Annotated in this window: 22 protein-coding genes; 10 read left to right on the forward strand and 12 right to left on the reverse strand. The window is 61.5% G+C overall.

All coding sequences use genetic code 11. The features are described 5' to 3' along the window. Window positions 1-11: 11 nt before the first annotated feature. The 3 genes from DYI22_RS10880 to DYI22_RS10890 form a co-directional block, all read right to left on the reverse strand. A complete protein-coding gene (locus DYI22_RS10880) occupies window positions 12-740 on the reverse strand; it encodes a DUF481 domain-containing protein (RefSeq protein ID WP_213478071.1) in 729 nt (242 codons plus the stop codon). A gap of 12 nt (window positions 741-752) precedes the next feature. Continuing rightward, window positions 753-1772 carry a rhodanese-related sulfurtransferase gene (locus DYI22_RS10885; RefSeq protein ID WP_213478072.1) on the reverse strand — a complete coding sequence of 340 codons (1020 nt, stop codon included), beginning with the start codon at window positions 1770-1772 and terminating at the stop codon, window positions 753-755. 128 nt (window positions 1773-1900) lie between these two features. Continuing rightward, window positions 1901-2635, reverse strand: a complete 735-nt coding sequence (locus tag DYI22_RS10890; protein WP_213478073.1) for a DsbA family protein — start codon at window positions 2633-2635, stop codon at window positions 1901-1903. Between the two features lie 111 nt (window positions 2636-2746). On the opposite strand from DYI22_RS10890, the gene DYI22_RS10895 reads away from it, so the two are divergent. After that, window positions 2747-3712, forward strand: coding sequence for an NAD(P)H-dependent flavin oxidoreductase (locus tag DYI22_RS10895; protein WP_213478074.1), 966 nt, complete (start codon window positions 2747-2749; stop codon window positions 3710-3712). 76 nt (window positions 3713-3788) lie between these two features. Here DYI22_RS10895 and DYI22_RS10900 read toward each other — a convergent pair whose 3' ends face one another. The 3 genes from DYI22_RS10900 to DYI22_RS10910 all read right to left on the reverse strand — a co-directional run bounded on the left by DYI22_RS10900 (window position 3789) and on the right by DYI22_RS10910 (window position 7714). Then, window positions 3789-5324: a DUF5666 domain-containing protein gene (locus DYI22_RS10900; protein ID WP_213478075.1), complete on the reverse strand. Its 1536-nt coding sequence runs from the start codon at window positions 5322-5324 to the stop codon at window positions 3789-3791. After that, complete coding sequence (locus DYI22_RS10905; RefSeq protein WP_213478076.1) at window positions 5321-6184, reverse strand: DUF6502 family protein; 864 nt, start codon at window positions 6182-6184, stop codon at window positions 5321-5323. Before DYI22_RS10905 ends, DYI22_RS10900 begins: the two co-directional genes overlap by 4 nt. Window positions 6185-6262: 78 nt before the next feature. Next, a complete protein-coding gene (locus DYI22_RS10910; RefSeq protein WP_213478077.1) occupies window positions 6263-7714 on the reverse strand; it encodes a DUF5666 domain-containing protein in 1452 nt (483 codons plus the stop codon). Window positions 7715-7886: 172 nt separating this feature from the next. On the opposite strand from DYI22_RS10910, the gene DYI22_RS10915 reads away from it, so the two are divergent. After that, complete coding sequence (locus DYI22_RS10915) at window positions 7887-8060, forward strand: DUF6435 family protein (protein ID WP_213478078.1); 174 nt, start codon at window positions 7887-7889, stop codon at window positions 8058-8060. Between the two features lie 9 nt (window positions 8061-8069). Here DYI22_RS10915 and DYI22_RS10920 read toward each other — a convergent pair whose 3' ends face one another. Together DYI22_RS10920 and DYI22_RS10925 are read right to left on the reverse strand one after the other, a co-directional pair. Next, entirely contained in the window at window positions 8070-8414 is a 345-nt protein-coding gene (locus tag DYI22_RS10920) for a chaperone modulator CbpM (RefSeq protein ID WP_213478079.1), read from the reverse strand. Between the two features lie 39 nt (window positions 8415-8453). Continuing rightward, window positions 8454-9428 (reverse strand): DnaJ C-terminal domain-containing protein, encoded by a 975-nt coding sequence (locus DYI22_RS10925; protein WP_213478080.1) that lies wholly within the window; start codon window positions 9426-9428, stop codon window positions 8454-8456. Window positions 9429-9559: 131 nt separating this feature from the next. Here DYI22_RS10925 and DYI22_RS10930 point away from each other — a divergent pair, with 131 nt between their 5' ends. From DYI22_RS10930 to DYI22_RS10945, 4 genes are read left to right on the forward strand one after another with little or no spacing between them, the layout of a single operon-like run. Next, on the forward strand, window positions 9560-10267 hold the full coding sequence (locus DYI22_RS10930) for a DUF3348 family protein (protein WP_213478081.1): 708 nt from the start codon (window positions 9560-9562) through the stop codon (window positions 10265-10267). 44 nt (window positions 10268-10311) lie between these two features. Next, window positions 10312-12057 (forward strand): DUF802 domain-containing protein, encoded by a 1746-nt coding sequence (locus tag DYI22_RS10935; RefSeq protein WP_416234596.1) that lies wholly within the window; start codon window positions 10312-10314, stop codon window positions 12055-12057. Then, window positions 12057-12713 (forward strand): OmpA family protein, encoded by a 657-nt coding sequence (locus DYI22_RS10940; RefSeq protein WP_213478083.1) that lies wholly within the window; start codon window positions 12057-12059, stop codon window positions 12711-12713. Before DYI22_RS10935 ends, DYI22_RS10940 begins: the two co-directional genes overlap by 1 nt. Continuing rightward, window positions 12710-13333: a DUF2894 domain-containing protein gene (locus DYI22_RS10945; protein WP_213478085.1), complete on the forward strand. Its 624-nt coding sequence runs from the start codon at window positions 12710-12712 to the stop codon at window positions 13331-13333. Before DYI22_RS10940 ends, DYI22_RS10945 begins: the two co-directional genes overlap by 4 nt. 51 nt (window positions 13334-13384) lie before the next feature. Here DYI22_RS10945 and fba read toward each other — a convergent pair whose 3' ends face one another. The 4 genes from fba to tkt all read right to left on the reverse strand — a co-directional run bounded on the left by fba (window position 13385) and on the right by tkt (window position 18985). Further along, window positions 13385-14449: a class II fructose-bisphosphate aldolase gene (fba, locus tag DYI22_RS10950; RefSeq protein WP_213478086.1), complete on the reverse strand. Its 1065-nt coding sequence runs from the start codon at window positions 14447-14449 to the stop codon at window positions 13385-13387. A 314-nt stretch (window positions 14450-14763) separates the two neighbouring features. After that, a complete protein-coding gene (locus DYI22_RS10955) occupies window positions 14764-15924 on the reverse strand; it encodes a phosphoglycerate kinase (RefSeq protein WP_213478087.1) in 1161 nt (386 codons plus the stop codon). A gap of 29 nt (window positions 15925-15953) precedes the next feature. Then, window positions 15954-16985, reverse strand: coding sequence for a type I glyceraldehyde-3-phosphate dehydrogenase (gene gap, locus DYI22_RS10960; protein WP_213478088.1), 1032 nt, complete (start codon window positions 16983-16985; stop codon window positions 15954-15956). Beyond that, window positions 16985-18985, reverse strand: a complete 2001-nt coding sequence (gene tkt / locus DYI22_RS10965; RefSeq protein WP_213478089.1) for a transketolase — start codon at window positions 18983-18985, stop codon at window positions 16985-16987. Before tkt ends, gap begins: the two co-directional genes overlap by 1 nt. Window positions 18986-19178: 193 nt before the next feature. Here tkt and DYI22_RS10970 point away from each other — a divergent pair, with 193 nt between their 5' ends. The 4 genes from DYI22_RS10970 to metF all read left to right on the forward strand — a co-directional run bounded on the left by DYI22_RS10970 (window position 19179) and on the right by metF (window position 24270). Continuing rightward, window positions 19179-20180 (forward strand): metalloregulator ArsR/SmtB family transcription factor, encoded by a 1002-nt coding sequence (locus DYI22_RS10970; protein WP_213478091.1) that lies wholly within the window; start codon window positions 19179-19181, stop codon window positions 20178-20180. Window positions 20181-20328: 148 nt separating this feature from the next. Further along, window positions 20329-21519 (forward strand): methionine adenosyltransferase, encoded by a 1191-nt coding sequence (gene metK, locus DYI22_RS10975; RefSeq protein WP_213478092.1) that lies wholly within the window; start codon window positions 20329-20331, stop codon window positions 21517-21519. A gap of 474 nt (window positions 21520-21993) precedes the next feature. Next, a complete protein-coding gene (gene ahcY, locus DYI22_RS10980) occupies window positions 21994-23388 on the forward strand; it encodes an adenosylhomocysteinase (protein ID WP_213478093.1) in 1395 nt (464 codons plus the stop codon). A gap of 12 nt (window positions 23389-23400) precedes the next feature. Beyond that, window positions 23401-24270, forward strand: coding sequence for a methylenetetrahydrofolate reductase [NAD(P)H] (metF, locus tag DYI22_RS10985; RefSeq protein WP_213478095.1), 870 nt, complete (start codon window positions 23401-23403; stop codon window positions 24268-24270). Window positions 24271-24366 lie beyond the last annotated feature (96 nt).

Below are 24366 nucleotides of genomic sequence, written 5' to 3' on the forward strand. Positions count from 1 at the left end.
ACTGGCTGAGATCAGAAGCCGTAAAGCACCGATATCGAGGTTTCGGTGTCGGTGTCGTCGGAATCTGGCGGTGCGTCCGACACGTGCTTGACCCGGTAGGCCACTTTCATCGACAGATTGCCCACAATGCTGGCCTGGATCGAGGTTTCCGACTCGGTGATGACGTTGTTCTCGTCGAGGCCGATTTCGGAGCTCAACTTCTGGCGAAACAGGGACGTTTCGGAGATACCGTAATCAAACTGGGCAGCCAGTCGTGCGATGGCCTCTTCTTCTTCCCGGTTTCCGTCCTCGTCCGGCTCCTCTAGCTTGTTGAACCGGTAACCGAGACCGGCCGACAGGTCGAGGAACGTGCGGTCGTTCCAGTTCAGGAAGCGGTTACCGTAACCGGCGGTGGCGGATGACTGGAAATCGTAGCCGGAGAAGCGGTCGTCCTCGTAACCGCCCCGCAGGAACAGGTACTGGTGTTCATCAAACTTGTAGTTGGTCTCAAGCTCGGCGCGGTAACGCTCGGCCGTGGTTTCATCCTCAGCTTCGGAATACACCGAGCGGAAGTCACCACTGTTCCGCCACTCCGTCACTTCGTGAATCAGACCAAGACGGGCATTCACGTTGGTTTCCTCGGTGTTGCCGGTGGTCTTCAACACACCAAGCTCCGCCTCACCTTCCCAGTCTCGCGCGTCTGCCGCCGCCAGAGGCGACACCAGAATCGCGGTGATGGCCGTTGCCTGCTTCAGTCCCATGGAATCTCCTTGTTACACGTTTGTGGATTTTCCGGTCTGCTCGCCCGCCAGACTCTTCCGCGCCTGGCGTTCCCGCTCTGCTTTCTTGCGGGCCTTGCGTTCTGCGATGATGCGGGCTGCTTCGCCGCCCACATGGGCTTCGCCGCGCTCTTCCGCCAGCCGCATCTGCCTTTCCCGCTCGGCAAACCGTGCTTTCTGCTCTTCGGTCAGTGACTCGATGCACTGATGACAACTCACGCCCTCTTCGTACTCCGGACGCTGCTTGTCGTCCTCGGTGATCGGCCGGCGGCAGGCGTGACACTGGTCATAACCGCCACGTTCCAGCCGGTGATTCACCGTCACGCGATCATCGAACACGAAACATTCGCCCTGCCAGAGGCTCTGCTCCTCAGGTACCTCTTCCAGGTACTTGAGGATGCCGCCGTGCAGGTGATACACCTCTTCGAACCCCTGCTCTTTCAGATACGCTGTGGATTTCTCACAGCGGATGCCGCCGGTGCAGAACATGGCGACTTTCTTGTGTTTTGAGGGGTCCAGATTTTCCTTCACATACTCGGGGAACTGTCGGAAGGTGTCAGTGGCCGGATTGACGGCATTTTTGAACGTTCCGATCTCCACTTCGTACTGGTTGCGGGTATCTACCAGAACTACGTCGGGGTCCGAGATCAGATCATTCCAGTCTTTTGGCTGCACGTAAGTGCCCACGATGCGCCTGGGATCGATCCCCTCGACACCCATGGTGACGATCTCTTTCTTGAGCTTCACTTTGGTGCGCTTGAACGGCTGGATATCCACGAAGGATTCCTTGTAATCAATGCCGTCGAAACGCTCATCGCTAGCCAACCACGCCTTGACGGCATCAACCCCGCCACGGCTGCCAGCGATGGTGCCGTTGATACCTTCCCGCGCCAGCAACAGAGTGCCGTGCACGTCCTGCTCAAGCAATACATCCAGCAACGGCTGGCGAAGGGCTTTGTAATCGTTCAGAACTGCGAACTTGTACAGTGCGCAGACAACCACATCCTGACTCATTTCTCTCTCCTGCGGGCCGGACCGTAAATCCGGAGCATGGGTTTAAAAAAAACCCCGTTGCCGGCGATCGCTGGATCGGGAGGCATACGGGGGATCGGAATTCTAACTAACCGGGCACACCGATCAAGTTAATCCTGATTACCATTCGCCAATTCACGCTCCACCACGGCAGACAACTGGCCCCAGCCCGGACGGGTCAGGCGGATGTTGTCGACCAGCACGGTGGGGGTGCTGGTCACCCGCATCTGCATGGCAACCTGCAGGCTCTGCTCCACCGCCTCACGGTGCAGTTCGGTGGTCATGCAGCGGCGGAAACGACGCTCTTCGAGACCCAGGTCGCTGGCGTAGCGGGAGAAGGTGGCCAGGGGATCACCGGACCCGCTCCACTCGGTCTGCATGTCGTACAGCTCGTCGTGCATTTGCCAATAGGCACCCTGATCACCGGCACAGCGGGCGGCCTGGGCGGCGGGCATGGCGTTCTTGTGCTGCTGCAGGGGCAGGTCGAAATACACGAAGCGAACCTGCCCGGACTCGACATACTCCTCTTTCAGGCGCTTGCTGGCGTCCGAGAAGCGTCCGCAGGCAGGGCACTGGTAATCGGCGAATTCGCGGACCACCATCGGCGCGTCAGCGTCGCCGACGGAAATGCCATAGCGATCCAGCGCTGCGGGGAAGGCGTCTGCGTCAGGGGCCGCAACCGGAAGCTCGTCCGACGTCTTGTCCGGCGCCGCCGTCAGAAAGAACACGCCGATGATGGCTGCGACGATCGCGAGGGCTGTTACGCCGAGCACCAGCGGTTTGCGGTTCTGAGGTTTTGCCGGTGATGGCTGGCCGGTTTCCTTGCGTCGTTTTGCTTCACCCATACGAACTCCTTGTTATTCGCTGTTGTGTTGTTTATTGGTTTTCAGGGGTTTGTGAGCACGCTAAGATCCTTTATATCCTACAAAAGTTCCAACAAAAATTAAGGAATACTCATGGCTTTGCCTGATTCTCTGAAGAACCGCCTGTCTCTGCCTCTGGTGGCCGCCCCCATGTTTCTGATCTCCGGCCCGGAGCTGGCGCTTGCGTGTTGCCAACAAGGCATCGTGGGCAGTTTCCCGGCGCTGAACCAGCGCACCAGCGAAGGCTTCGAGCAGTGGTTGATTCAGATGAACAACGAGCTTGAAGCGCTCCGTGACGCGGATCCCGACCACCCGCCTGCCCCCTATGCGGTCAATCTCATTGTGCATCGCACCAACCCCCGCTGGCAGGCGGACCTGGAGCTGTGCGTGAAACACCGGGTGCCGATCATCATTACCTCGCTGGGGGCGGCCAGCCAGGTGGTTGACGCGGCGCACAGCTACGGCGGCCTGGTGTTCCACGATGTGACCAACCAGAAACACGCCCGCAAAGCCGCCGAGGCCGGCGTGGACGGCATCATCGCAGTGGCCGCCGGCGCCGGCGGCCATGCCGGCACCATCAACCCGATTGTGCTGGTGCACGAAATTCGCGAGGTCTTTGACGGCGCCATCCTGCTGGCCGGCGGACTGTCACAGGGCGAGGACATTCTGGCGGCCCGGGCCATGGGGGCCGATCTCGCCTACATGGGCACCCGGTTTATCAACACCGAGGAATCCCAGGCGGACGACGCCTATCGCAACATGATCATCGAAGCGGTGTCCGGCGACATCATTCATACCCCGGCGGTTTCCGGCGTGCCCGCCAGTTTCATGCGCCAGAGCCTGGAGGCGGCGGGCTTCCCCATGGACAAACTGCATCAGGCCGGTGATGTGAACTATGGCGAGAAGCTCAAACCCATCGACGACGAGGCCAAGGCCTGGAAAACCGTATGGTCGGCGGGACAGGGCGTGAGCCAGATTCGGGATGTGGTGTCGGTACAGACCCTGGTGGAGCGTCTCGAGCGCGAATACCGCGAGGCACAGCAGAGGCTGTGTCGCTAGACTGCGTAGCCAGAGCGCAGAGCTCGACCCGGGCCAGCCCTTCACTGGTCTGACCCGGGTCGGCTACGATTAGCGGTCAGTCGTCGCGGTCGTCAGACTCCTCGTCTTCCAGCTCCACCTCATCGGCGACGTAGTTATTGCTGCCAACGGGGCTCTCGATGTACTCCACCTCAAGCAGCGGGCGCTGACCCTCGTTGAACAAGTCTTCCACGAGCGCTCGGTTTCCATCCTCGAAAGCCCCATCGTCGGCAGCGATCCGCACCCCCAGTACGGTAATGGTGGTACTGTCGATGGCGGTGAGGCGCCCGGTCAACTCAAACTCGGCGTCGTCAATGGGCTCGCGCTCGATCTTGACCGCTTCAAGGAATACTGTGCCGGCCTGATCAGACCGCTCAATGCCCTCGACCTCCAGTTCGAAGGCGCCGTTGAGATCGTCGAACCCGATGCGGCGATCGTCTTCATCGTCGCTGATAATGGTCAGCGGGGTGACCCGCACCAGCACACCGCCTACCCGGAAGGACTGGGCCTGGGGATCGATAGAGGCCGTGTCCACAGGGCCCTCCACTTCCGCATTGGCATCGCGGATGTCGATCTCCTCCGCTTCCACCCGACCGTCTGCCAGGAAGTCGCCCTCCACCTGAATCAACAGGCCGGGCTGCAGGTCACTGGCGGTGAGGCCGTCATCGAACACGTCGTCGTTGGGCACCACCACGGTCAGACCGTTGATGGTAAAGGTGCGATCGGTTGCGCGGTAGGCTGTGGCAACCGGCCCGGCAAACTCGATGTCGTCGCCATCGCGGCGTTCATAGCGGCGGGTTTCGTCCCGCTCCAGACTCGTTGCACGAATGGCTGGCTCATCGTTGACGGTGACGATTTCACCTTCGGCTTCCACCCGGAACCCCGGCGTCTGCAAATCCGACGGAGTCAGCCCGTCTTCGAAGGTTGTATTCTGCTCGTCGAACTCGACAAGGAAGCCGTTGATCCGGAACTGATTCGCCTCGACAGCGCCGGAGTCACCGTCAACGCTGCCCTCGATTTCCACATCACGGGCGGCCGCGTCCACAGCGCCGATGTAACTGGCCCGGTAGTCCCCATTGGGGAGGCGCCAGCCGCTGACACGAACGACGTCACCAGCGGCCAGGGTTTGCAGTGAAACGCCCCTGAAGACGGTCTGCTTGTCCGCAACGATGGTCTGGCCATAGAGGGTGATGGTCACGCTCTCCCGGATCGTGCTGTCATCCGGATCGGCGACCGCCACCAGATCCCCGATCTCGCCGCGGAAGGTATCATCGTATTCCACCCGCTCCGCGGTGCCACTGCCGTCGCTGCGCCATTCGCCGTCGATGCGCAGGATCATGCCCTTATCAAGCTGGCTTTCCGTGGTGATGCCGTCATCGCTGGCGACATTGCCGTCGGTTTCGAAGCGGATACCGTTAACGAACACACTGCCGAATCCGGACACCGGGCCAACACTGGAGCCGGTGCCGCGAATACCGCCGTCGGCCACACCAATACCACCGCCGCCACCTCCGCCACCACACGCGGCAAGCAACGCGGCGCTCAGTGGCACCGCAGCCAGAGTCAGGTGGCGGATCGAGAATATCGATTTCATTGGTTGCTCTCCATGTCCGGGTCCGGCTGTAACGGTTCCTCGAAATAGAAAATGCTGACGCCGGTTCTGACCGACTCCCCGGTCTGGCCCTTGCCCCCGGCACCGGCGATATCCCGGTCGTGGGGGCCCAGCCACTGGTCCAGCTGCTCGAGGAGTTCCTGGGACCGGGCAGCGGCATGTTGCCGCCAGCGGGCCATGATTTCCGGCGGAACGTTGTTGTACGTCAGTGTGCGCTGGAACAGGGGCTGACGGTCTGATTCGCCACTGACCAGATTATGATCAATCGTAACGATTAAATCTGATACGTCTTCACCGAAGATCTGGAGCATTTCCTCGTTGTCCCCCGCCGGCACATAGGCGCGCTGTTTCAGCACCAGATGGCCGGAATCACCGTCGACCGCCACAACACCCACCCGAACCAGTTCGTCCAGCACCGCTCTGGGTGGCATGTCGCCACTGTAGCGCTTGACCAGCTCGCTGAAGCTCATGGCGCCGTCAAACGCCAGCAGCGCGGGCTCGCCGTCCCGGTTCTGGAACGCGGCGTCATGCACCCAGCCGGACACCACGCGAGAGGCCCGGTTGGCCTGGCTGGCGGTGGCGTTGCCCGCAGGCTCGCCCGCCAGGTTCTCCCGGTGCCGCCTGACTTCTTTGCGGGTCAGACCGGTCATCACCGCTGCGCGGGAATCCGTGGGTTTCCGGCGTCCGTCGCCGAAATCTTCCAGTGCCGCTTCCACGTAGGCCCGCTTGACCAGGTCCGCGAATTCAGCGAACGGAATCCCATTGCGGAGCAGGAGCCGGGCAAGGGGGCGCAGAATTCGATACAGCGCCCGATGCAGAGGTGGGGTGTCGGAATGTTTCATGTTTGGGATTGTATTCCCATGGCAACATCAAAACCAGAAACACCCGGTGACGGAGTGTTCACCGGGTGCCCGCCACGATCAGTCGTCTTCCTCAATCTCTTCAATAACGTACTCGCCACCGCTGGTGCGAACGTATTCCACCTCTACCTCGTCACCGACCTGAAACCCGGAGAAATCGGCAGAGCCGCGCTGCAGCTCCAGCCCCATAACGGTAAGGGTAACGTCGCTCAGGGCGGTGATCCGGCCCTCCAGCTCAAAGCCGTCGTCATCATCGTCTTCCCGCTCGATGGTGATGGCCTCCAGGAAGCCGCCCTCACCGGAACGCTGACGACCTTCGATTTCCAGGAAATCGCCAACATTGAGGCTTTCGATGTCGCGGGTTCGCAGCGTGATGCTGTCGTCATCGTCATCACCGTCGTCGTCCTCAATCAGCGTGGCGCTGGTCAGAACCACACGCACTCCGCTGACAATCAGGGTCTCGCTGTCGGGTCTGGACTCGATCACGCCCTCCAGCTCGGCATCGCCATCCCGCGGCTCGATTTTTTCCGCCACCAGCACACCGTTGCGGTATTCACCTTCCACTTTGACCAGCAAGCCGTCGGCCAGGTCGCTTTCCCGCAGGCCATCGTCGAACTCGGTGCCACCATCAACCTGCACCTGAATGCCATTAACGAAGAAGGTGCGGCTGGCGGCGTTCAGGTCGTACACGCTGCCGGCGATCTCCACGTCGTCGTCATCGTCAAACAGGTCGTCTTCGTCGTCGATTTCCCGGGCGATCAGCACGGTACCTTCCGCGTTCAGGCTGCCCTCCACTTCCACGGCCAGGCCGTTTTGCAGATCACCCGCGCTCAGGTCGTCATCGAAAACCGCGCTGGTGTAGCTGACCGGAAATCCGTTGAGGGTGAAGGTCTGGGCCTCGGCATCCAGATTTTCCACTACGCCCTCGATCTCCACGTCATTGTCGTCATCAAAATCCACCCCGATGGCCCGAACGCCGACAAAACTGGCGCGGAATGAGCCATCCGCCAGCGGCCAGCCGCTAACCCGTACCCGGTAGGTGTCCGGCGCGACACCGTTCAGTTCAACCGGGCTCAGCCCCTTGAACACGGTTTGGCCATCCAGGCGCACCGTCTGGCCGGCCACGGTCAGCTCACCCACATTGTCCACATCGTCCCAGGTGGCGGCGGTCAGCGGGCCCCGCAGAGTGTCGTCGTAGTCGATCCGCTGGGCCTCTCCCTCACCACGGTCACCCCAGCTACCGCGCACCTTGAGGATCATGCCTTTCTCGAGCTGGGTTTCCCGCTCGATCCCATCGTCACTGGTCACTGAACCGTCTGTCCGGAAGCGCGTTCCGTTGACGTAGACGCTGCCAAAACCGGACACCGGCCCGATACTGGACCCGCTGGACGTACTGACGCCGTCCGACCCACCGGAACTGCCGCTTCCGCCGCCACCGCAGGCGGCCAGGACACTGACGAGCGCACCACCGAGGGCAAATCTGATCGCTGTAGCCAAGGCATTGTGTTTCATCGTTCTTCTCCAGACGTGTTTTCGCTTCTGTTTTGGGATATTTTTCCCATTTGCTATTTGGGAAAATAATCCCATTTTTATTGATTGTCCAGTTTTTGCTCATTAAGAATTTGTGAACTTTTGCCCCCAGGGCGCGTAAGCTCTTCAGACATCATTTGAAAGGAGCGACACCATGCTGGGATTTTTAAAAGGCGATCCGAAGAAGAAGCTGCAGAAAGCGTATGAGGACAAGCTCGCCAAGGCGCTCCACGCACAGCGCAACGGCGATCTGCGCTCGCACGGCACGCTTATGGAAGAAGCGGAGAAAATCTACGCGGAGATACAGGCACTGGAAAAGCAGGCGTGAGCCGGGGAGTTACCACTCCCCCATCAGTTGTCGCAGTTGCTGGTTCAGCCGGTCAACCTCGCGGCGCATCTGCTGAACCTCGTCCAGAAGATCCAGGGACATGGCCAGCCCGGGCAGGTTGATCTTGAGGTCGTGCTGTAACCGTTGGGCCTTCCGCAGCCGCGCGAGGGCAGCCAGATCAAACTGCCACTGGCGCTCCTCCGGCCCCTCCTTCACCGGCGCAATGATGCCGTAGCTGACAAGTTTGATGACAAACTCCGCGTGGCACTCGCCCCGTTCGCAGATCTCGCGCAGGGTGAGGGTCATCTGCGGCTCGTCCACGTCCACGGTCAGAATCGAGTCTTTGCTGGTCATTTCCGGCTCCTCTTACCGAAGCTGTACCTGTGCCTGAACCTAAACATGAAGCTTGCTGCGGGGATTGAAGTTCGCCTCAGCCTCCGCTAGCTCCTGATAGAGCTTTTCCGCTTGTTCGGAGTGCTGTTCCGGCATCACGATCTGAAGCAATACAATCTGATCCCCCGGATGCTTGCCCGGCAGCCCCTTGCCCTTGAGGCGAAGCCGACGCCCGCTGGATGAGCCCCTGGGCACCTTCACTTTCACCCTGGAACCCACCGTCGGCACTGTGATCTGGGCGCCCAGCGCGGCTTCCCACGGCGCAATGGGCACCGTGACCACCACATCCCGCCCCTCAACACTGAACAGCGGGTGCGGTGCCAGTTCCACTTCGATCAACAGATCGCCGGCCTCTCCCCCACCGATACCGGGCGAGCCCTGGCCTTTCAGGCGCAGATGCTGGCCCTCGCGCATACCGGCGGGGATTTTCACTTTCAGGTTCTTCTGGCGGGCGACGATGCGGCCATGGTCGTCAGCCTCATGCACCCGGAACGACACCTGCTTTTCGCAGCCGTGAAAAACCTCCTCCAGGAACAGCGCCAGCCGAGCATGAACATCTTCACCCCGCATCGGGGCACGTTGCCGGAAGCCGCCGCCACCGAAGCCCTGGCCGGAAAACCCACCGCCACGGCCACCGCCGAAGATCTCCTCGAAGAAATCACTGAACTGCCGGGCGTCGGCGTCGGTGTAGCCGCCACCGCCGAAGCCGGACGCACTCTGCCAGCCCGGAGGCGGCTCGAACGAGCCGTCGGGCCTGGCACCGTATTTGCGGAGCTCGTCGTACTCGGCCCGCTTTTCGGGGTCTTTGAGTACTTCGTAAGCTTCACCCAGGTCTTTGAACTTGGTGTCGGCATCGTCTTCCTTGCTGACGTCCGGGTGGTACTTGCGGGCCAGCTTGCGATAGGCCTTTTTGATGTCCTCAGGGGAGGCAGACTCGCTCACACCGAGAACGGCGTAATAGTCTTTGAAGTCCATGGATCTCCTCATCTACGGTCATTATCAATTCCCGTATTTAGCCATTAGTATAGGCAGCCGCCGACACTCGGCAATGAACGACCCTGGTTTTCCTGTAACAACGGCCAACGCACACGGTGCCCCCACATTCCATGACTCAGGTTCCATCCCGACAACCCGGTGTTGCCAAGTCGCGGCTGCTGCAGTTGACGGCTTCTGCCGCCGGCACAAAGACCGATGATGCCAGCCTGCCCTGCGTCGCCGAGCGCCTGGGCCGGTTGTTCGGCCTGGGAGACACCATGAGCCTGGATTCGGCGCTGGCCTTCCGTGGTGGTCAGCCCGCCGGGGTGCAGCGTGCGGTGGTCGAGCAGCTGGCGCGGGAGCTGGCCACCACCCGCCGTGCCCTGATTCAGCGGATTCAGCGCTACGGCCATGAAACGGAGGCGGACGATGCGGCGGCGTTTGAGCCTTATCTGAACACCTGGCTCACCCTGCAACGCAAAGTCGCTGCCAGCAGCCGCCAGTTGCGGGACAAGGTCCGTAAGGCGATGAAAGATCAGAGCCCGACCCTGGCCCGGCTGGCGGAGCTGGATGCGGTGTTCGACCACACCATGGCCAGCTACACCAGCCAGTGTTTTTCCCGAATTTCAACGGTGCTGGAGCAACAGTTCCAGACCCTGAAAACACCCCCTGAGCAACTCTCCGGGCACACCCCGCAAGCGGGCAACCCACCCGCTGACTGGCGCCACCGTTACTGCGAGGAAGCGCAGACTCTGTTACTCGCTGAACTGGATGTTCGGCTGGAGCCAGTGCTGGGTTTGCTGGAGGCCTGCCACAACGAGGCGAGTGATTCACCATGACCAGACTTTTCTTTGTTCTCGCGTTTGCCCTCGGCCTGGCCGTGGTGGCCTGGATTGGCCACGGCTTTCTCGGTTCCGACCGGCTGGCACTGACCGTCACCGCGATCATTGCAGCGGTGTACGGGCTGGGCTTTGCCGAACTGATCGGCTTCCGGCGCACGACACACCAACTGGCCGAGCGCCTGCGCTCCGCCCCGGATAACCGCGAGCAGATCGAGCGCTGGCTGTCCGGCTTGCCGGAGCCGATGCAGTTCGCCGTACAGAAGCGTCTGGACGGCCACTCCGCGGCCTTGCCCAGCCCGCAGCTCACACCTTATCTTGTCGGTTTGCTGGTCATGCTGGGGCTGCTCGGCACCTTTGCCGGCATGATCGTCACGCTCAACGGCGCCGCCTCGGCGCTCGACGGCAGTACCGAGCTGAGCGCCATTCGCAGCGCGCTGGCCGCGCCCATTGCCGGTCTCAGCCTGGCTTTCGGCACCTCCATTGCCGGTGTGGCCGCTTCCGCCATGCTGGGCCTGGCCTCCACCCTCAGCCGGCGCGAGCGGCTGCAGGTGTCCCGCCAGCTGGACACCACCCTGCGCCAGAAGCTGCACCATCTGTCCGCCGACTACCAGCGCCAGCAGGCGTTCCAGGCGCTGGAGTCCCAGGCGCGGGCGCTGCCGGACATGGCGTCGGCCATGGCGGCCATGACCGCCCGCATGGAGCAACTGGGCCAGACTCTTGAGCAATCTCTGACCCGCAACCAACAAGAGTTCCACAGCACCGTCGGGAGCCATTACCAGACCCTCGCGGATTCCGTGGCCCAATCGCTGAAATCGGCTCTGGACGCCAGTACCCGCCTGGCGGCAGAGCGCGTGGAACCGATTGTGGAAAAGGCGATGACGGGCCTACGGGACGAGGCCGGCGAACTGCACCGGAGCTGGTCTGCTGCCTCCAGAGAGCAATTGACCGACATCGCCGAAGCCTTCCGGACCACCACGATGGAGGCTGGAGAACGCTGGCAGCAGAACCTTGCGACCCAACAGACGGCGTCGGAACAGAGCGCCCTGCGCTGGCAGGAGAAGCTGGATACGCTGATCGACAAAATCAGTGAACAGCTCACCGCACTCCGGGACCAGGAAGCGGCCCGGGGCGAAGCCGCGACTGACCGCCTGGCGCAACTGGAGAAGACCGTAAGCGACCACCTGGCCCAGCTGGGCACGGGCCTGGAAGCGCCCATGACGCGGTTGATTGAAACGGCCTCGGAAACCCCGAAAGCCGCCGCCGAAGTGATCAGCCAGCTGCAACAGGAAATCGCCCGCAACAGCGAGCGGGAGAACCAGTTGCTGGCGGAACGCCAACGGCTGGTTGAGGAGCTGGACAGCCTGCTGGAATCCCAGCGCAGCAACGCCGACAGTCAGCGCCAGGCCGTGGACGCCCTGATCAGCGGCGCCGGTGACACCCTCACCGGAATCAGCGAACGTTTCAACGTCCTGATTGAGGAGCAAAGCCAGCAGCTGGGCAAACTGGGCGACGACATTACCGGCAGCAGCCAGGAGGTGGGGGCCCTCAGCGAGGCCTTCCAGCAGGCGGTAGAGTTATTCAGCACCTCCAATAGCAGTTTGCAGGAAACCCTGACCAACATTCAGAAGGCGATGGATAACGCCAGCAGCCGGCACGATGAACAATTGGCCTACTACGTGGCGCAGGCCCGCGAGGTGATTGACCTGTCGGTCAGTTCCCAGAAGGACGTTATCGATGCCGTCACCGCCCTGCGCAAAGGCCAGCCAGAGCCTGCCGGAGCCAACTGATGGAGCACCTGGAAGGCGGCGAGCAGCAGTCCACACCGATCTGGGCGATTTTCTCTGACCTGATGGCGGCGCTGGTGGGTATTCTGGTGCTGATTCTGGTGTGGGTGATCGGCGTGCAGCTGGAACTCAGTCAGTCCCTGGCGGAGGAAACGGAACGGCGGGTCGCCGAGGAAGAGCGCCGCATGGCGCTGGAGCAGGCGTTGGAAGATCCGCTCACCAAGGGCCTGGTGACCTTCCGCGATGGCCGCATCGGTATCAGCGGTAACGTGCTGTTCGAGCTGAACTCGGATCAGCTGCAGGCGGACGGCGTGGCCGTGCTGCAATCCCTGGTTGCGCCGCTGCAGACCTACCTGGACCAGCACGATGAGCTGCTCATGGTCAGCGGCTTCACCGATGACCTGCCCATGCACCAGGGCAATCGCTACCGGGACAACTGGGGACTGTCGGCCCAGCGGGCATTGACGGTCACCCGCACCCTGATGGAACTGGGCCTGCCTGCAGACCGGGTGTTTGCTGCGGCCTTTGGCCCCCACCACCCGGCCGTGCCCAATGTGGATGCCGAATCCCGGGCCCAGAACCGGCGGGTGGAGATCAGCACCGTGCCACGGGCGCCGGCGATGGCGGCCGAAACCGGCAGCGGAGACGGGAACGAATGACAGACGTCACTGAGCCGGACGCGATTGACCCGCTGCTCGCTGACCTGAAGCAGGCGGGTAAAGATCAGGTGGATCCGATCCGTTTCCGGTATCTGGAAGTTCTGGCGCACAGGCTGCGGGCGAAAGGACTGCAGGGCACTCGCCATTGGCAGAAGCTGGCGCAGGCGGTGGCGGAGTATCAGGCGAGGTCCGAACAGCAGGCTGACGCAGAACAACAGGAACAACCTGGCCAAACCGGGCAGCGCTCGCCCTTGCAGCTTCTGCTGGATGCTCTGAACCACTCAGCGGAACTGCCCGCAACAAACGCCCCTTCCCCCCTGGAGAAACTCATTTTCGGTGAGGAGGCTGGGGAGGCCGCACAGTCTGCTACAACCAACCGTTCGCCACGCCCCCTCAAGGCCATGGCCAGAGCCCAGGCGGACCGGGGCCATCAGGCCCTGCACGCGCGCATCCGCCAGGCTATTGAACAGACTCCGGAAAACGCCGGGCCGATGAACGCCCACCGGCTGGTCAGCCGCGCCATTGCCACCATGGAGACGCTGTCGCCGGAGTATCTGAACCGGTTCGTGAATTATGCGGATACGTTGTTGGCGCTGGAGCGGTTGGCGAAGAAAGGATAAAAAAAGCCTCCGGGAATTCCGTAGATTCCGGAGGCTTCTGGTGCCGGTGCCTCAGCGGACCTTGGGGTCCAGCTCACCAGCGGCATAACGCTCGAACATGCGGTCGAGGTTGATCGGCTTGATCTTGCTGGCATTGCCGGCACAACCGAAGGCTTCGTAGCGTGCGATGCACACTTCGGTCATGGCCTTCATGGTTTCCTTGAGGAATTTCCGCGGGTCGAACTCGGCCGGGTTTTCCGCCAGGAAGCGGCGAACGGCGCCGGTGCTGGCCAGACGCAGGTCGGTGTCGATGTTGACCTTGCGCACGCCGTGCTTGATGCCTTCCACGATTTCTTCCACCGGCACACCGTAGGTTTCCGGGATTTCGCCACCGTATTGGTTGATGATCTTCAGCCATTCCTGGGGTACGGAGCTGGAGCCGTGCATGACCAGGTGGGTGTCCGGGATGCGGGCGTGGATGGCTTTGATCTGGTCGATGGCGAGGATGTCACCGGTCGGCGGACGGGTAAACTTGTAGGCGCCGTGGCTGGTGCCGATGGCGATGGCCAGGGCGTCGACGTGGGTTTTTTTGACGAAGTCGGCGGCTTCTTCCGGGTCGGTCAGCATCTGGCTGTGATCCAGTGTGCCTTCGGCGCCGATGCCGTCTTCTTCGCCGGCCTGGCCAGTTTCCAGGGAGCCGAGGCAACCCAGTTCGCCTTCTACCGAGACACCACAGGCGTGGGCCATTTCAACGGTGCGGCGGGTGACGTCGACGTTGTATTCGTAGTCGGTCGGGGTTTTACCGTCTTCACCGAGGGAGCCGTCCATCATCACGGAGCTGAAGCCGAGCTGGATGGAGCGCTGGCATACGGCCGGGCTGGTGCCGTGGTCCTGGTGCATAACCACCGGGATGTGGGGCCATTCTTCGATGGCCGCGAGGATCAGGTGACGCAGGAACGGGGCGCCGGCGTATTTGCGGGCACCGGCGGAGGCCTGGACAATCACCGGGGAGTCGGTTTTGTCGGCGGCTTCCATGATGGCGCGCATCTGTTCCAGGTTGTTGACGTTAAAGGCTGGTACACCGTAACCATGCTCGGCGGCGTGATCCAGCATTTGCCGCATCGAAATCAGGGCCATGGGTTTTCTCCTTCGTTGGTCTTTCGAGTAGTTTAATTCGGTTATGTTGCAGACTTGGGAGTCTGCGGCGGAGAGCGGGGCAAGTCTTTCGCGGAACCGCTACGAGCACCCCTTGCGGGGTCCGGCCAGCAATCACAGATTGCTGTCGTTCGGCTGCGGATGAAGCTCCGCTTCATAAACGCTTGCCTCACCCATGTGCGCTTCTCTCAGGCCATCCTTGGCCTTCGAAATTCCGCGAAAGACTTACCCCACCCTCCTTGCGATTCTGACTTACTGCTTAAGACCCGAGCTTTAACACAGGCCCATACAAAAATTTATTCGCCGCGCTCTTCCAGTACGGCTACTGCCGGCAGGGTTTTGCCTTCCACGAACTCCAGGAACGCGCCGCCGCCGGTAGAGATGTAAGAGATTTTGTCAGCCACACCGTACTTGTCAACGGCCGCGACGGTATCACCACCACCCGCGAGGGAGAAGGCGTCGCTTTCGGCGATGGCGTTCGCCAGGGCTTTGGTGCCGTTGCCGAACTGGTCAAACTCGAACACACCGACGGGGCCGTTCCAGAGGATGGTTTTGGCGCTCTTCAGCAGCTCGGCGAACTGGCCGGCGGTTTCCGGGCCGACGTCGAGGATCATGTCGTCGTCGCTGACGTCGGAGATGTTCTTGGTGGTGGCGGTGGCGGTTTCGGCGAATTCGCTGGCGACCACGACGTCCACCGGCAGCGGGATTTCTACGCGGCTGGCGATGTCTTTGGCGGTGTCGAGCAGGTCGTGCTCGCACAGGGATTTGCCGACCGGGTGACCGGCCGCGGCCAGGAAGGTGTTGGCGATGCCGCCGCCGACGATGATCTGGTCGCAGACGTTTTCCAATGCGTTCAGTACGTCCAGCTTGGTGGAGACCTTGGAGCCGCCAACGATGGCGACCACCGGTTTGGCCGGGTTATCCAGGGCCTTGCCGAGGGCGTCGAGCTCGGCGGCCAGCAGCGGGCCGGCGCAGGCTTCGGGGGCGAATTTCGCCACGCCGTGGGTGGAGGCCTGGGCGCGGTGGGCGGTGCCGAAGGCGTCCATCACGTAAACGTCGCACAGAGCGGCGTATTGCTTGGCCAGGGCTTCGTCGTCTTTCTTTTCGCCTTTGTTGAAGCGGACGTTCTCGAACAGGACCACCTCGCCATCGGCCACTTCAACGCCGTTCAGGTAGTCTTTGATCAGGCGCACTTCCTGGCCGAGCACTTTCGTGAGGTGGTCGGCGACCGGCTTCATGGAGGAGGCTTCGTCGTACACGCCTTCTTCCGGGCGGCCGAGGTGTGACATCAGCATGACTTTGGCGCCGGCGTCTTTGGCGGCTTTGATGGTCGGCAGTGACGCGCGGATGCGGGCGTCGCTGGAGACTTTGCCGTCTTTGACCGGTACGTTCAGGTCTTCGCGGATCAGCACCCGCTTGCCGGCGAGGTCCAGGTCGGTCATTTTTTTAATGGCCATGTCGTTCGTCCCTTCAACAAAATTTCAGATTAAGAATGTTTGGTTAACCAGCTTTTGCTGACATCGAGCATCCGGTTCGCGAAGCCCCACTCGTTATCGAACCAGCACAGCACTTTCACCATGGTACCCCCGGTGACCCGGGTCTGGCCGCCGTCCACGATGCCGGAGTGGGCGTCGTGGTTGAAATCGGAGCTGGCCAGCAGTTCGTCGGTGTAGCCGAGTATGCTCTTTAATGGGCCGTTGGCGGCCTCTTCTAACAGGTTGTTGACCGTGTTGACGTCGGTAGCCTTGCGCACGTTGAGCACCATGTCGATGGCCGAAACGTTCATGGTGGGCACGCGCATGGCCACCGCGCTGAACTTGCCTTCCATGTGGGGCAGCAACCGTTCGATGCCTTTGGCCAGGCCGGTGTCCACCGGCACGATGTTGTGCAACGCGCTGCGGGTGCGGCGCAGGTCCTGGTGGTGGTAGGCATCAATCACCGGCTGGTCGTTCATCGCTGCGTGGATGGTGGTGGTGCTGCCCTGCTCCACGCCGAAGGCTTCGTCCAGCACTTTGATCACCGGCACCAGGCAATTGGTGGTGCAGGAGCCGGCCGCCACGATGGCGTCTTCGCCGGTCAGGTCCTGATCGTTGATGCCAAACACCACGGTGCGGTCCACATCGGACTCCGCAGGCTGCGAAAACAGCAGGCGCTTCGCCCCCGACTGAATGTGCTTTTCTGCGGTGGCGCGGTCGGAGTAGGCGCCGGAGCACTCCATCACCAGGTCCACGTCCAGCAGACGCCAGGGCAGCTCCGCCGGGTCCGAGTGCCGCAGCACGCGGATGGCGTCGCCGTTGACCATCAGGTCCTGACCCGACACGGAGATCTCACCCTGAAAACGGCCATGGGTGGAGTCGTAGCGGGTCAGGTGGGCAATGGTGTCGATGTCCGACAGCTCATTGATGGCCACCACCTGCAACTGGTCACGAAAGCCATTTTCGTAGAGCGCGCGCAACACACATTGGCCAATGCGGCCATACCCGTTGATCGCGATGCGAAAAGGCTTCGGGTTGCTCATCAGGCGTCCAGCAGTTCCGCGGCCACTTCCAGAATGTTGTCGACGGTGAAGCCGAATTCCTTGAACAGCTCGCCGGCGGGTGCCGACTCACCGAAGGTGGTCATGCCGACAACGCGGCCGTCCAGGCCCACATACTTGTACCAGTAGTCGGCAATGCCGGCTTCGATGGCGATGCGGTTGGTGACGTCCAGCGGCAGTACTTTCTGCTTGTACTCGGCGCTCTGGGCGTCGAAGGTGTCGGTGGACGGCATGGACACTACACGCACCTTGTTGCCCTGCTCCCGCAGCTTGGCGGCGGTGTCCTGAGCCAGGGCGACTTCTGAGCCGGTGGCAATGAGGATCAGATCCGGGGTGCCCTCGCTGTCAGACAGAACGTAGGCGCCTTTGGCCACATCCGCCAGCTGCTGGGCATCACGCTGCTGGTGCGGCAGGCCCTGGCGGGAGAAGACCATGGCGGTGGGGCCGTCTTTGCGCTCCAGCGCGGCTTTCCAGGCCACTGCGGATTCCACGGTGTCGGCCGGGCGCCAGGTGCTCATGTTCGGGGTGGTGCGCAGGCTGGCCAGCTGTTCGATGGGCTGGTGCGTGGGGCCGTCTTCGCCCAGACCGATGGAGTCGTGGGTGAACACATAGATGGAGCGCTGCTTCATCAATGCCGCCATGCGCACGGCGTTACGGCAGTACTCCATGAAGATCAGGAAGGTGGCGCCGTAAGGCACGTAGCCACCGTGCAGGGCGATGCCGTTCATAATGGCGGCCATGCCGAACTCGCGCACACCGTAATAGATGTAGTTGCCGCTGGCGTCTTCTTTGGTGACGCCTTTGGAGCCGCCCCAGATGGTGAGGTTGGAGCCGGCCAGGTCGGCAGAGCCGCCCAGCAGTTCCGGCAGCAGCGGGCCGTAGGCGTTCAGGGTGTTCTGGGAGGCCTTGCGGCTGGCAACGGTTTCGCCCTTGTCCTGACACTCTTGGATGTAGGCCTGGGCTTTCTCGGAGAAATCCGACGGCAGCTCGCCGGCCATGCGGCGCTTGAACTCGGCCGCCAGTTCCGGCTCAGCCTTCTCATACGCGGCGAACTTCTCTTCCCACGCCTGCTCGGCAGCCGCGCCTTTCTCTTTGGCATTCCACTGGGCGTAGATGTCAGAAGGGATCTCAAACGCACCGTGGGACCAGCCCAGCTGCTCGCGGGTCAGTGCAATCTCGTCATCGCCCAGCGGCGCACCGTGGCAGTCTTCCTTGCCCTGCTTGTTGGGGGAACCGAAGCCGATAATGGTCTTGCAGCAGATCATGGTGGGCTGATCGGTGTTGGCCCGGGCCGCTTCAACCGCAGCGCGGATGGCGTCGGCGTCGTGACCGTCGACCGCAGGAATAACCTGCCAGCCGTAGGATTCGAAACGCTTCGGGGTGTCATCGGTGAACCAGCCTTCCACTTCACCGTCGATGGAGATGCCGTTGTCGTCATAGAAGCAGATCAGCTTACCCAGACCCAGGGTACCGGCCAGAGAAGCCACTTCGTGAGAGATGCCTTCCATCAGGCAGCCGTCACCCAGGAAGGTGTAGGTGTAGTGGTCGACGATGTCATGGCCGGGTCGGTTGAATTGTGCCGCCAGCGCTTTTTCCGCAAGGGCAAAACCAATGGAGTTAGCGAAACCCTGGCCCAGGGGGCCGGTGGTGGTCTCCACGCCCGGGGTGTACCCGTATTCCGGGTGGCCCGGCGTTTTCGAGTGCAGCTGACGGAAATTCTTCAGGTCGTCGATGGAAACGTCGTAGCCGCTCAGGTGCAGCAGTGAGTACTGCAGCATGGAGCCGTGGCCGTTGGAAAGCACAAAGCGGTCGCGGTTGGCCCACTGGGGGTTGGCCGGATTGTGACTGAGATAATCATTCCACAGCACCTCGGCGATATCCGCCATGCCCATGGGCGCACCCGGGTGGCCGGATTTGGCTTTCTGAACCGCATCCATGCTCAGCGCGCGAATGGCGTTGGCGAGATCTTTACGAGAGGGCATCGACGTTTCTCCAGTGCTTTATCGGGAAAAATAGAACTGCGCAAAAATAAGGCGCGTATTTTCGCCGATTAGTGTGTGCCGGAGCAAATCGGGTTTCCCGAAACAGGCCAACTTCCGAGAACGCCAAATCTATATCAATATTTTTTGATATGGCTATTGATTGACCAGCCGAACCCTCCTAAACTTGCCCACCATGACATCCATGAACGCACACGCCGCCGATCTGTCCTCCGTGGACGCCCTGGCCCCGATCTACAAAGCGAGCGGGGATCCGCTGCGCCTGGAGATCCTGCGCGTGCTGCGCCGTGACACCTTCGGGGTGCTAGAGCTGAGCCAGCTGTTCGATATGCGTCAGTCCGGCATGAGCCACCACCTCAAGGTGATGCACAAGGCCGGCCTGCTGGAACCCCAGCGGGAAGGCAACGCCATCTTCTATCGCCGGCCACTGAGCCTGGACAGTGACAAGCTCACCGACCAGACCATTCGCCAGGTCTTCGAGGCGGTGGACCGCGTGCCCCTGCCGGCGCATCTGAAGCAAAAGATTGAAGCCATTCGCAATCAGCGGGCGGACCAGTCGCAGGCGTTTTTCTCCCGACACGCGGAGCAGTTTCGCGAGCAGCAGGAGCTGATTGCCGCGTTTGATCTCTACGCCGAGCCGGTGGCTGACCTGCTGCGCAAGCGTTCGGACAAGCACCATTGGCGCACGGCACTGGAAATCGGCCCCGGCGAGGGCGCGTTCCTGCCGACCCTGGCCGGACTGTGCGATCACGTGGTGGCACTGGATAACAGCCGTGACATGCTGGCCAAGGCAACACGCACCTGCATTGACGAGCGCCTAAACAACGTTGACCTCACCCAAGGGGTGACCGACAACCTGCTGGCGCGGGGCGACGCGTTCGATCTGGTGGTGGCCAATATGGTGCTGCACCACGTGCCCAGCCCGGCGGATATCTTTCTGGACGCCGCCGCGCTGATGAACAACGGCGGCTGCCTGGTGGTCAGTGACCTGTGCAGCCACGACCAGGACTGGGCCAAGGAGAATTGCGGCGACCTGTGGCTGGGCTTCGAGCCCGAAGAACTGACCGCCTGGGCCGCTGACGCCGGGCTGGTCGCCGGAGAACAGCTGTTCATCGGGTTGCGCAATGGCTTCCAGATTCAGGTGCGGGAATTCTGGAAAAGCAGCGGCCAGGGCTAATGACCAAGATCTCAATATCAACAAATTTTGATATACAGATACGTAGTTTTACGTATCCTTACATTAACCAACCAACTGGTTACCGGAAGACACTTTAAGAAAGCATCTTACCGGTCTGAATTTGAAACGCTCACAGAGGAGCACGCTAATGGCTGACTACAACATCTTCACTTCCGAATCGGTCTCTGAAGGCCATCCCGACAAACTGGCGGACCAGATTTCCGACGCGGTGCTGGATGCTATCCTGACCGAAGACCCCCACGCCCGTGTTGCGTGTGAAACCATGGTTAAAACCGGTGTGGCGATTGTCGGCGGCGAAATCACCACCAGCGCCTGGGTAGACCTGGAAGACCTGGTGCGCGGCGTGATCAAGGATATCGGCTACACCTCCTCCGACGTGGGCTACGATGGCGACACCTGCGGCATCATCAACATCATCGGCAAGCAGTCGGTGGACATTGCCCAGGGCGTTGACCGCCAGAAGCCGGAAGACCAGGGCGCCGGCGACCAGGGCCTGATGTTCGGCTACGCCAGCAATGAGACCGACGTGCTGATGCCGGCCCCGATCACCTTCTCGCACCGTCTGGTGCAGCGTCAGGCCGAAGCTCGCAAGAGCGGCCTGCTGCCGTGGCTGCGCCCGGACGCCAAGAGCCAGGTCACCTGCCGTTATGAGAATGGCAAGGTTTCCGGCATTGACGCCGTGGTTCTGTCCACCCAGCACGACCCGGACGTCACCCAGGAAGACCTGAAAGAAGCGGTGATGGAACTGATCGTCAAGCACGCCCTGCCGGCAGAGCTGCTGCACAAGGACACCCAGTTCCACATCAACCCCACCGGCAAGTTCGTCATCGGCGGCCCGGTTGGTGACTGTGGCCTGACCGGCCGCAAGATCATCGTCGACACCTACGGCGGCATGGCCCGCCATGGTGGCGGTGCGTTCTCCGGCAAGGATCCCTCGAAGGTTGACCGTTCCGCCGCCTACGCCGGCCGTTACGTCGCCAAGAACATCGTCGCCGCCGGCCTGGCCGACAAGTGCGAGATCCAGGTGTCCTACGCCATCGGTGTGGCTCAGCCCACCTCCATCTCCCTGAACACCTTCGGCACCGGCAAGATCAGCGACGACAAGATCATCGAACTGGTGCGCAATAACTTCGACCTGCGCCCGTACGCGATCACCAACATGCTCGACCTGCTGCACCCGATGTACCGGGCCACGGCCGCGTATGGCCACTTTGGTCGCGAGCCGCAGGAGATGACCGTCGGTGGCAAGACGTTCACTTCGTTCCCGTGGGAGAAGACGGATCGTGCGGCGGCCCTTAAGGATGCTGCTGGCATCTAAGTTGACTGTTGTGTGTGGGTCTGACTTTTGAGTTGGACCCTTGTTTTGGCCCGGTCCGCTGCCCTTGGGGTGGCGGCGCTGAGGTACATCCTTCGGGGACACGCTCGAGCCATCCATGGGCGCTTAGCTTCGGCCATCCATGGCCGAAGATAGTCCCCGAAGGATGTACCTCACCACCGCTTCGCACAGTTGGTGAGGGCTGATCGAAGAATACTGATTATCTCCCGTCCGAACTTCGGGAGGCCTGAAACACGTTTTGCGGCGTATCGCTTGACCGCATGCGTCCAAAGTTTGAACAAGGGAGCGGGGATTTGCTTTCGCGGAATTTCGGAGGCCATGGATGGCCGGAGAGAAGCGCACATGGATGTGCTCGTAGCGGTTCCGCGAAAGCAAATCCCCGCTCCCGTCGCCCCCAAATCAAGAGGCCACAGGAGACCAACTCCCAAGGCCAACCAAAACTGACAGGAGCACAAAATGAGCACTCCGGCAGAAAAACTGAACAACTTCGAAGACTACAAAGTACGCGATATGTCCCTGGCTGACTGGGGCCGCAAAGAGATCAACATCGCGGAAGGCGAAATGCCCGCCCTGATCAAGCTGCGCGAGAAGTACAAAGCCGAGCAGCCGCTGAAAGGCGCCAACATCATGGGCTGCATCCACATGACCATCCAGACCGCCGTGCTGATCGAAACGCTGGTGGAACTGGGCGCGAACGTGCGCTGGTCCTCGTGCAACATCTTCTCCACCCAGGATCAGGCCGCTGCCGCCATCGCCGCGCAGGGCATCCCCGTGTTCGCCTGGAAAGGCGAAACCGATGAAGAGTACGACTGGTGCCTCGAACGCACCGTCGGTGCCGATGTTGACGGTTGGGAGCCCAACATGATCCTGGACGACGGCGGCGACCTGACTGCCCTGCTCCATGAAAAGTATCCGGAAATCCTGGCCAACTGCCACGGTGTCACCGAAGAGACCACCACCGGTGTTCACCGCCTGCAGGAAATGCTGCGTGAGGGCACCCTGAAAGTGCCGGCCATCAACGTCAACGACGCGGTGACCAAGTCCAAGAACGACAACAAGTACGGCTGTCGCCACAGCCTGAACGACGCCATCAAGCGTGCCACCGACCACCTGCTGGCCGGTAAGAAAGCGCTGGTGATCGGCTACGGCGACGTGGGCAAGGGCTCTGCCGCTTCCCTGCGCCAGGAAGGCATGATCGTGAAAGTGACCGAGGCCGACCCGATCTGTGCCATGCAGGCGTGCATGGACGGTTTCGAAGTGGTGTCTCCGTACCTCGACGGCGTCAATACCGGTACCGAAGCGGGCGTCGACAAGGCCCTGCTGCAGAACACCGACCTGCTGGTCACCACCACCGGCAACATGAACGTGTGCGACGCCAACATGCTCAAGGCCATCAAGAGTGGCGCCGTGGTGTGCAACATCGGCCACTTCGACAACGAGATCGACACCGCCTACATGCGCAAGAACTGGGAGTGGGACGAGGTCAAACCGCAGGTGCACGTGGTGTACCGTGACAAGAGCGTTAACGACCACCTGATCCTGCTGTCCGAAGGTCGCCTGGTGAACCTGGGCAACGCCACCGGCCACCCGTCACGGATCATGGACGGATCTTTCGCCAACCAGGTGCTGGCCCAGATGTATCTGTTCGAGCGCAAGTTCGCCGACCTGCCGGAAGACGCCCGCGCCAAGGGTGTTTACGTTCAGGTACTGCCGAAGCAGCTGGACGAGGAAGTGGCCCGCGCCATGGTGGAAGGTTTTGGTGGCGTGATCACCAAAATGACCCCGGAGCAGGCCAAATACATCGGTGTACCGGTCGAAGGCCCGTACAAGCCGGAAAGCTACAAGTATTGATCGGGTATCACCATGGAATCCCAGAAGCAGTTCAAGCGCCGTTTCAGCTTTGAGTTTTTCCCGCCCAAGACCGATCAGGGCAAGGAAAAGCTGCAGAACGTGCGCAACCAGCTGGCCGAGGTCAATCCGGATTTCTTTTCGGTGACCTTCGGCGCGGGCGGCTCCACCCGGGACCGCACCATTGAGACCGTACTGAACCTGCACAAGCAGGGCATTTCCACGGCGCCTCACCTGTCCTGCGTGGGCGGTACCCGCGCCGAGATCGGCGAGCTGCTGGATGTGTACCGGGAGAACGGCATCAACCGCATCGTCGCCCTGCGCGGCGACATGCCCTCGGGCATGGGGGCCGCCGGCGAGCTTCGCTATGCGAACGAGCTGGTGGCGTTCATTCGCGAGCACAGCGGCGATCACTTCAACCTGGAAGTGGCGGCCTACCCGGAGTTTCATCCCCAGGCCCGCAGCGCGGAAGATGATCTGAAGAACTTTGCCCGCAAGGTGGAAGCCGGCGCTAACAGCGCCATTACGCAATACTTCTTCAACGCGGACAGCTACTTCTACTTCATCGACCGGCTGGAGAAAATGGGCGTGACCATTCCGGTGGTGCCGGGCATCATGCCCATCGTCAATTTCTCCAATCTGGTGCGTTTCTCCGACATGTGCGGCGCGGAAATTCCGCGCTGGATTCGCAAGCAGCTCGAAGCCTACGGCGACGACAGCGACTCCATCCGCAAGTTCGGCGAGGAAGTGGTGACCGAGATGTGCGAGAAGCTGCTCAAGGCCGGTGCGCCGGGGCTGCATTTCTACACGTTGAACCAGGTCGAGCCCAGCATCAGCATCTGGAAGAACCTGGGCATCAGCGAGCGGGAGAAGATCGCTTTCTGATGTCGCTGTCAGCGTCGGATTACGGCCCTTTGGGCCTAATCCGACCTACATTGTCTGCGTTCTCAGCGTAGGTTGGATTAGGCCCAAAGGGCCGTA

The sequence above is a fragment of the Marinobacter lipolyticus genome (genome assembly GCF_018424605.1).
Lineage (GTDB): Bacteria > Pseudomonadota > Gammaproteobacteria > Pseudomonadales > Oleiphilaceae > Marinobacter > Marinobacter lipolyticus_B.

Coding starts and splice junctions, on each gene's coding strand:
- DYI22_RS10880 (WP_213478071.1), bottom strand. CDS start 740: ATGGGACTGAAGCAGGCAACGGCCATCACCGCGATTCTGGTGTCGCCT.
- DYI22_RS10885 (WP_213478072.1), bottom strand. CDS start 1,772: ATGAGTCAGGATGTGGTTGTCTGCGCACTGTACAAGTTCGCAGTTCTG.
- DYI22_RS10890 (WP_213478073.1), bottom strand. CDS start 2,635: ATGGGTGAAGCAAAACGACGCAAGGAAACCGGCCAGCCATCACCGGCA.
- DYI22_RS10895 (WP_213478074.1), top strand. CDS start 2,747: ATGGCTTTGCCTGATTCTCTGAAGAACCGCCTGTCTCTGCCTCTGGTG.
- DYI22_RS10900 (WP_213478075.1), bottom strand. CDS start 5,324: ATGAAATCGATATTCTCGATCCGCCACCTGACTCTGGCTGCGGTGCCA.
- DYI22_RS10905 (WP_213478076.1), bottom strand. CDS start 6,184: ATGAAACATTCCGACACCCCACCTCTGCATCGGGCGCTGTATCGAATT.
- DYI22_RS10910 (WP_213478077.1), bottom strand. CDS start 7,714: ATGAAACACAATGCCTTGGCTACAGCGATCAGATTTGCCCTCGGTGGT.
- DYI22_RS10915 (WP_213478078.1), top strand. CDS start 7,887: ATGCTGGGATTTTTAAAAGGCGATCCGAAGAAGAAGCTGCAGAAAGCG.
- DYI22_RS10920 (WP_213478079.1), bottom strand. CDS start 8,414: ATGACCAGCAAAGACTCGATTCTGACCGTGGACGTGGACGAGCCGCAG.
- DYI22_RS10925 (WP_213478080.1), bottom strand. CDS start 9,428: ATGGACTTCAAAGACTATTACGCCGTTCTCGGTGTGAGCGAGTCTGCC.
- DYI22_RS10930 (WP_213478081.1), top strand. CDS start 9,560: ATGACTCAGGTTCCATCCCGACAACCCGGTGTTGCCAAGTCGCGGCTG.
- DYI22_RS10940 (WP_213478083.1), top strand. CDS start 12,057: ATGGAGCACCTGGAAGGCGGCGAGCAGCAGTCCACACCGATCTGGGCG.
- DYI22_RS10945 (WP_213478085.1), top strand. CDS start 12,710: ATGACAGACGTCACTGAGCCGGACGCGATTGACCCGCTGCTCGCTGAC.
- fba (WP_213478086.1), bottom strand. CDS start 14,449: ATGGCCCTGATTTCGATGCGGCAAATGCTGGATCACGCCGCCGAGCAT.
- DYI22_RS10955 (WP_213478087.1), bottom strand. CDS start 15,924: ATGGCCATTAAAAAAATGACCGACCTGGACCTCGCCGGCAAGCGGGTG.
- gap (WP_213478088.1), bottom strand. CDS start 16,985: ATGAGCAACCCGAAGCCTTTTCGCATCGCGATCAACGGGTATGGCCGC.
- tkt (WP_213478089.1), bottom strand. CDS start 18,985: ATGCCCTCTCGTAAAGATCTCGCCAACGCCATTCGCGCGCTGAGCATG.
- DYI22_RS10970 (WP_213478091.1), top strand. CDS start 19,179: ATGACATCCATGAACGCACACGCCGCCGATCTGTCCTCCGTGGACGCC.
- metK (WP_213478092.1), top strand. CDS start 20,329: ATGGCTGACTACAACATCTTCACTTCCGAATCGGTCTCTGAAGGCCAT.
- ahcY (WP_213478093.1), top strand. CDS start 21,994: ATGAGCACTCCGGCAGAAAAACTGAACAACTTCGAAGACTACAAAGTA.
- metF (WP_213478095.1), top strand. CDS start 23,401: ATGGAATCCCAGAAGCAGTTCAAGCGCCGTTTCAGCTTTGAGTTTTTC.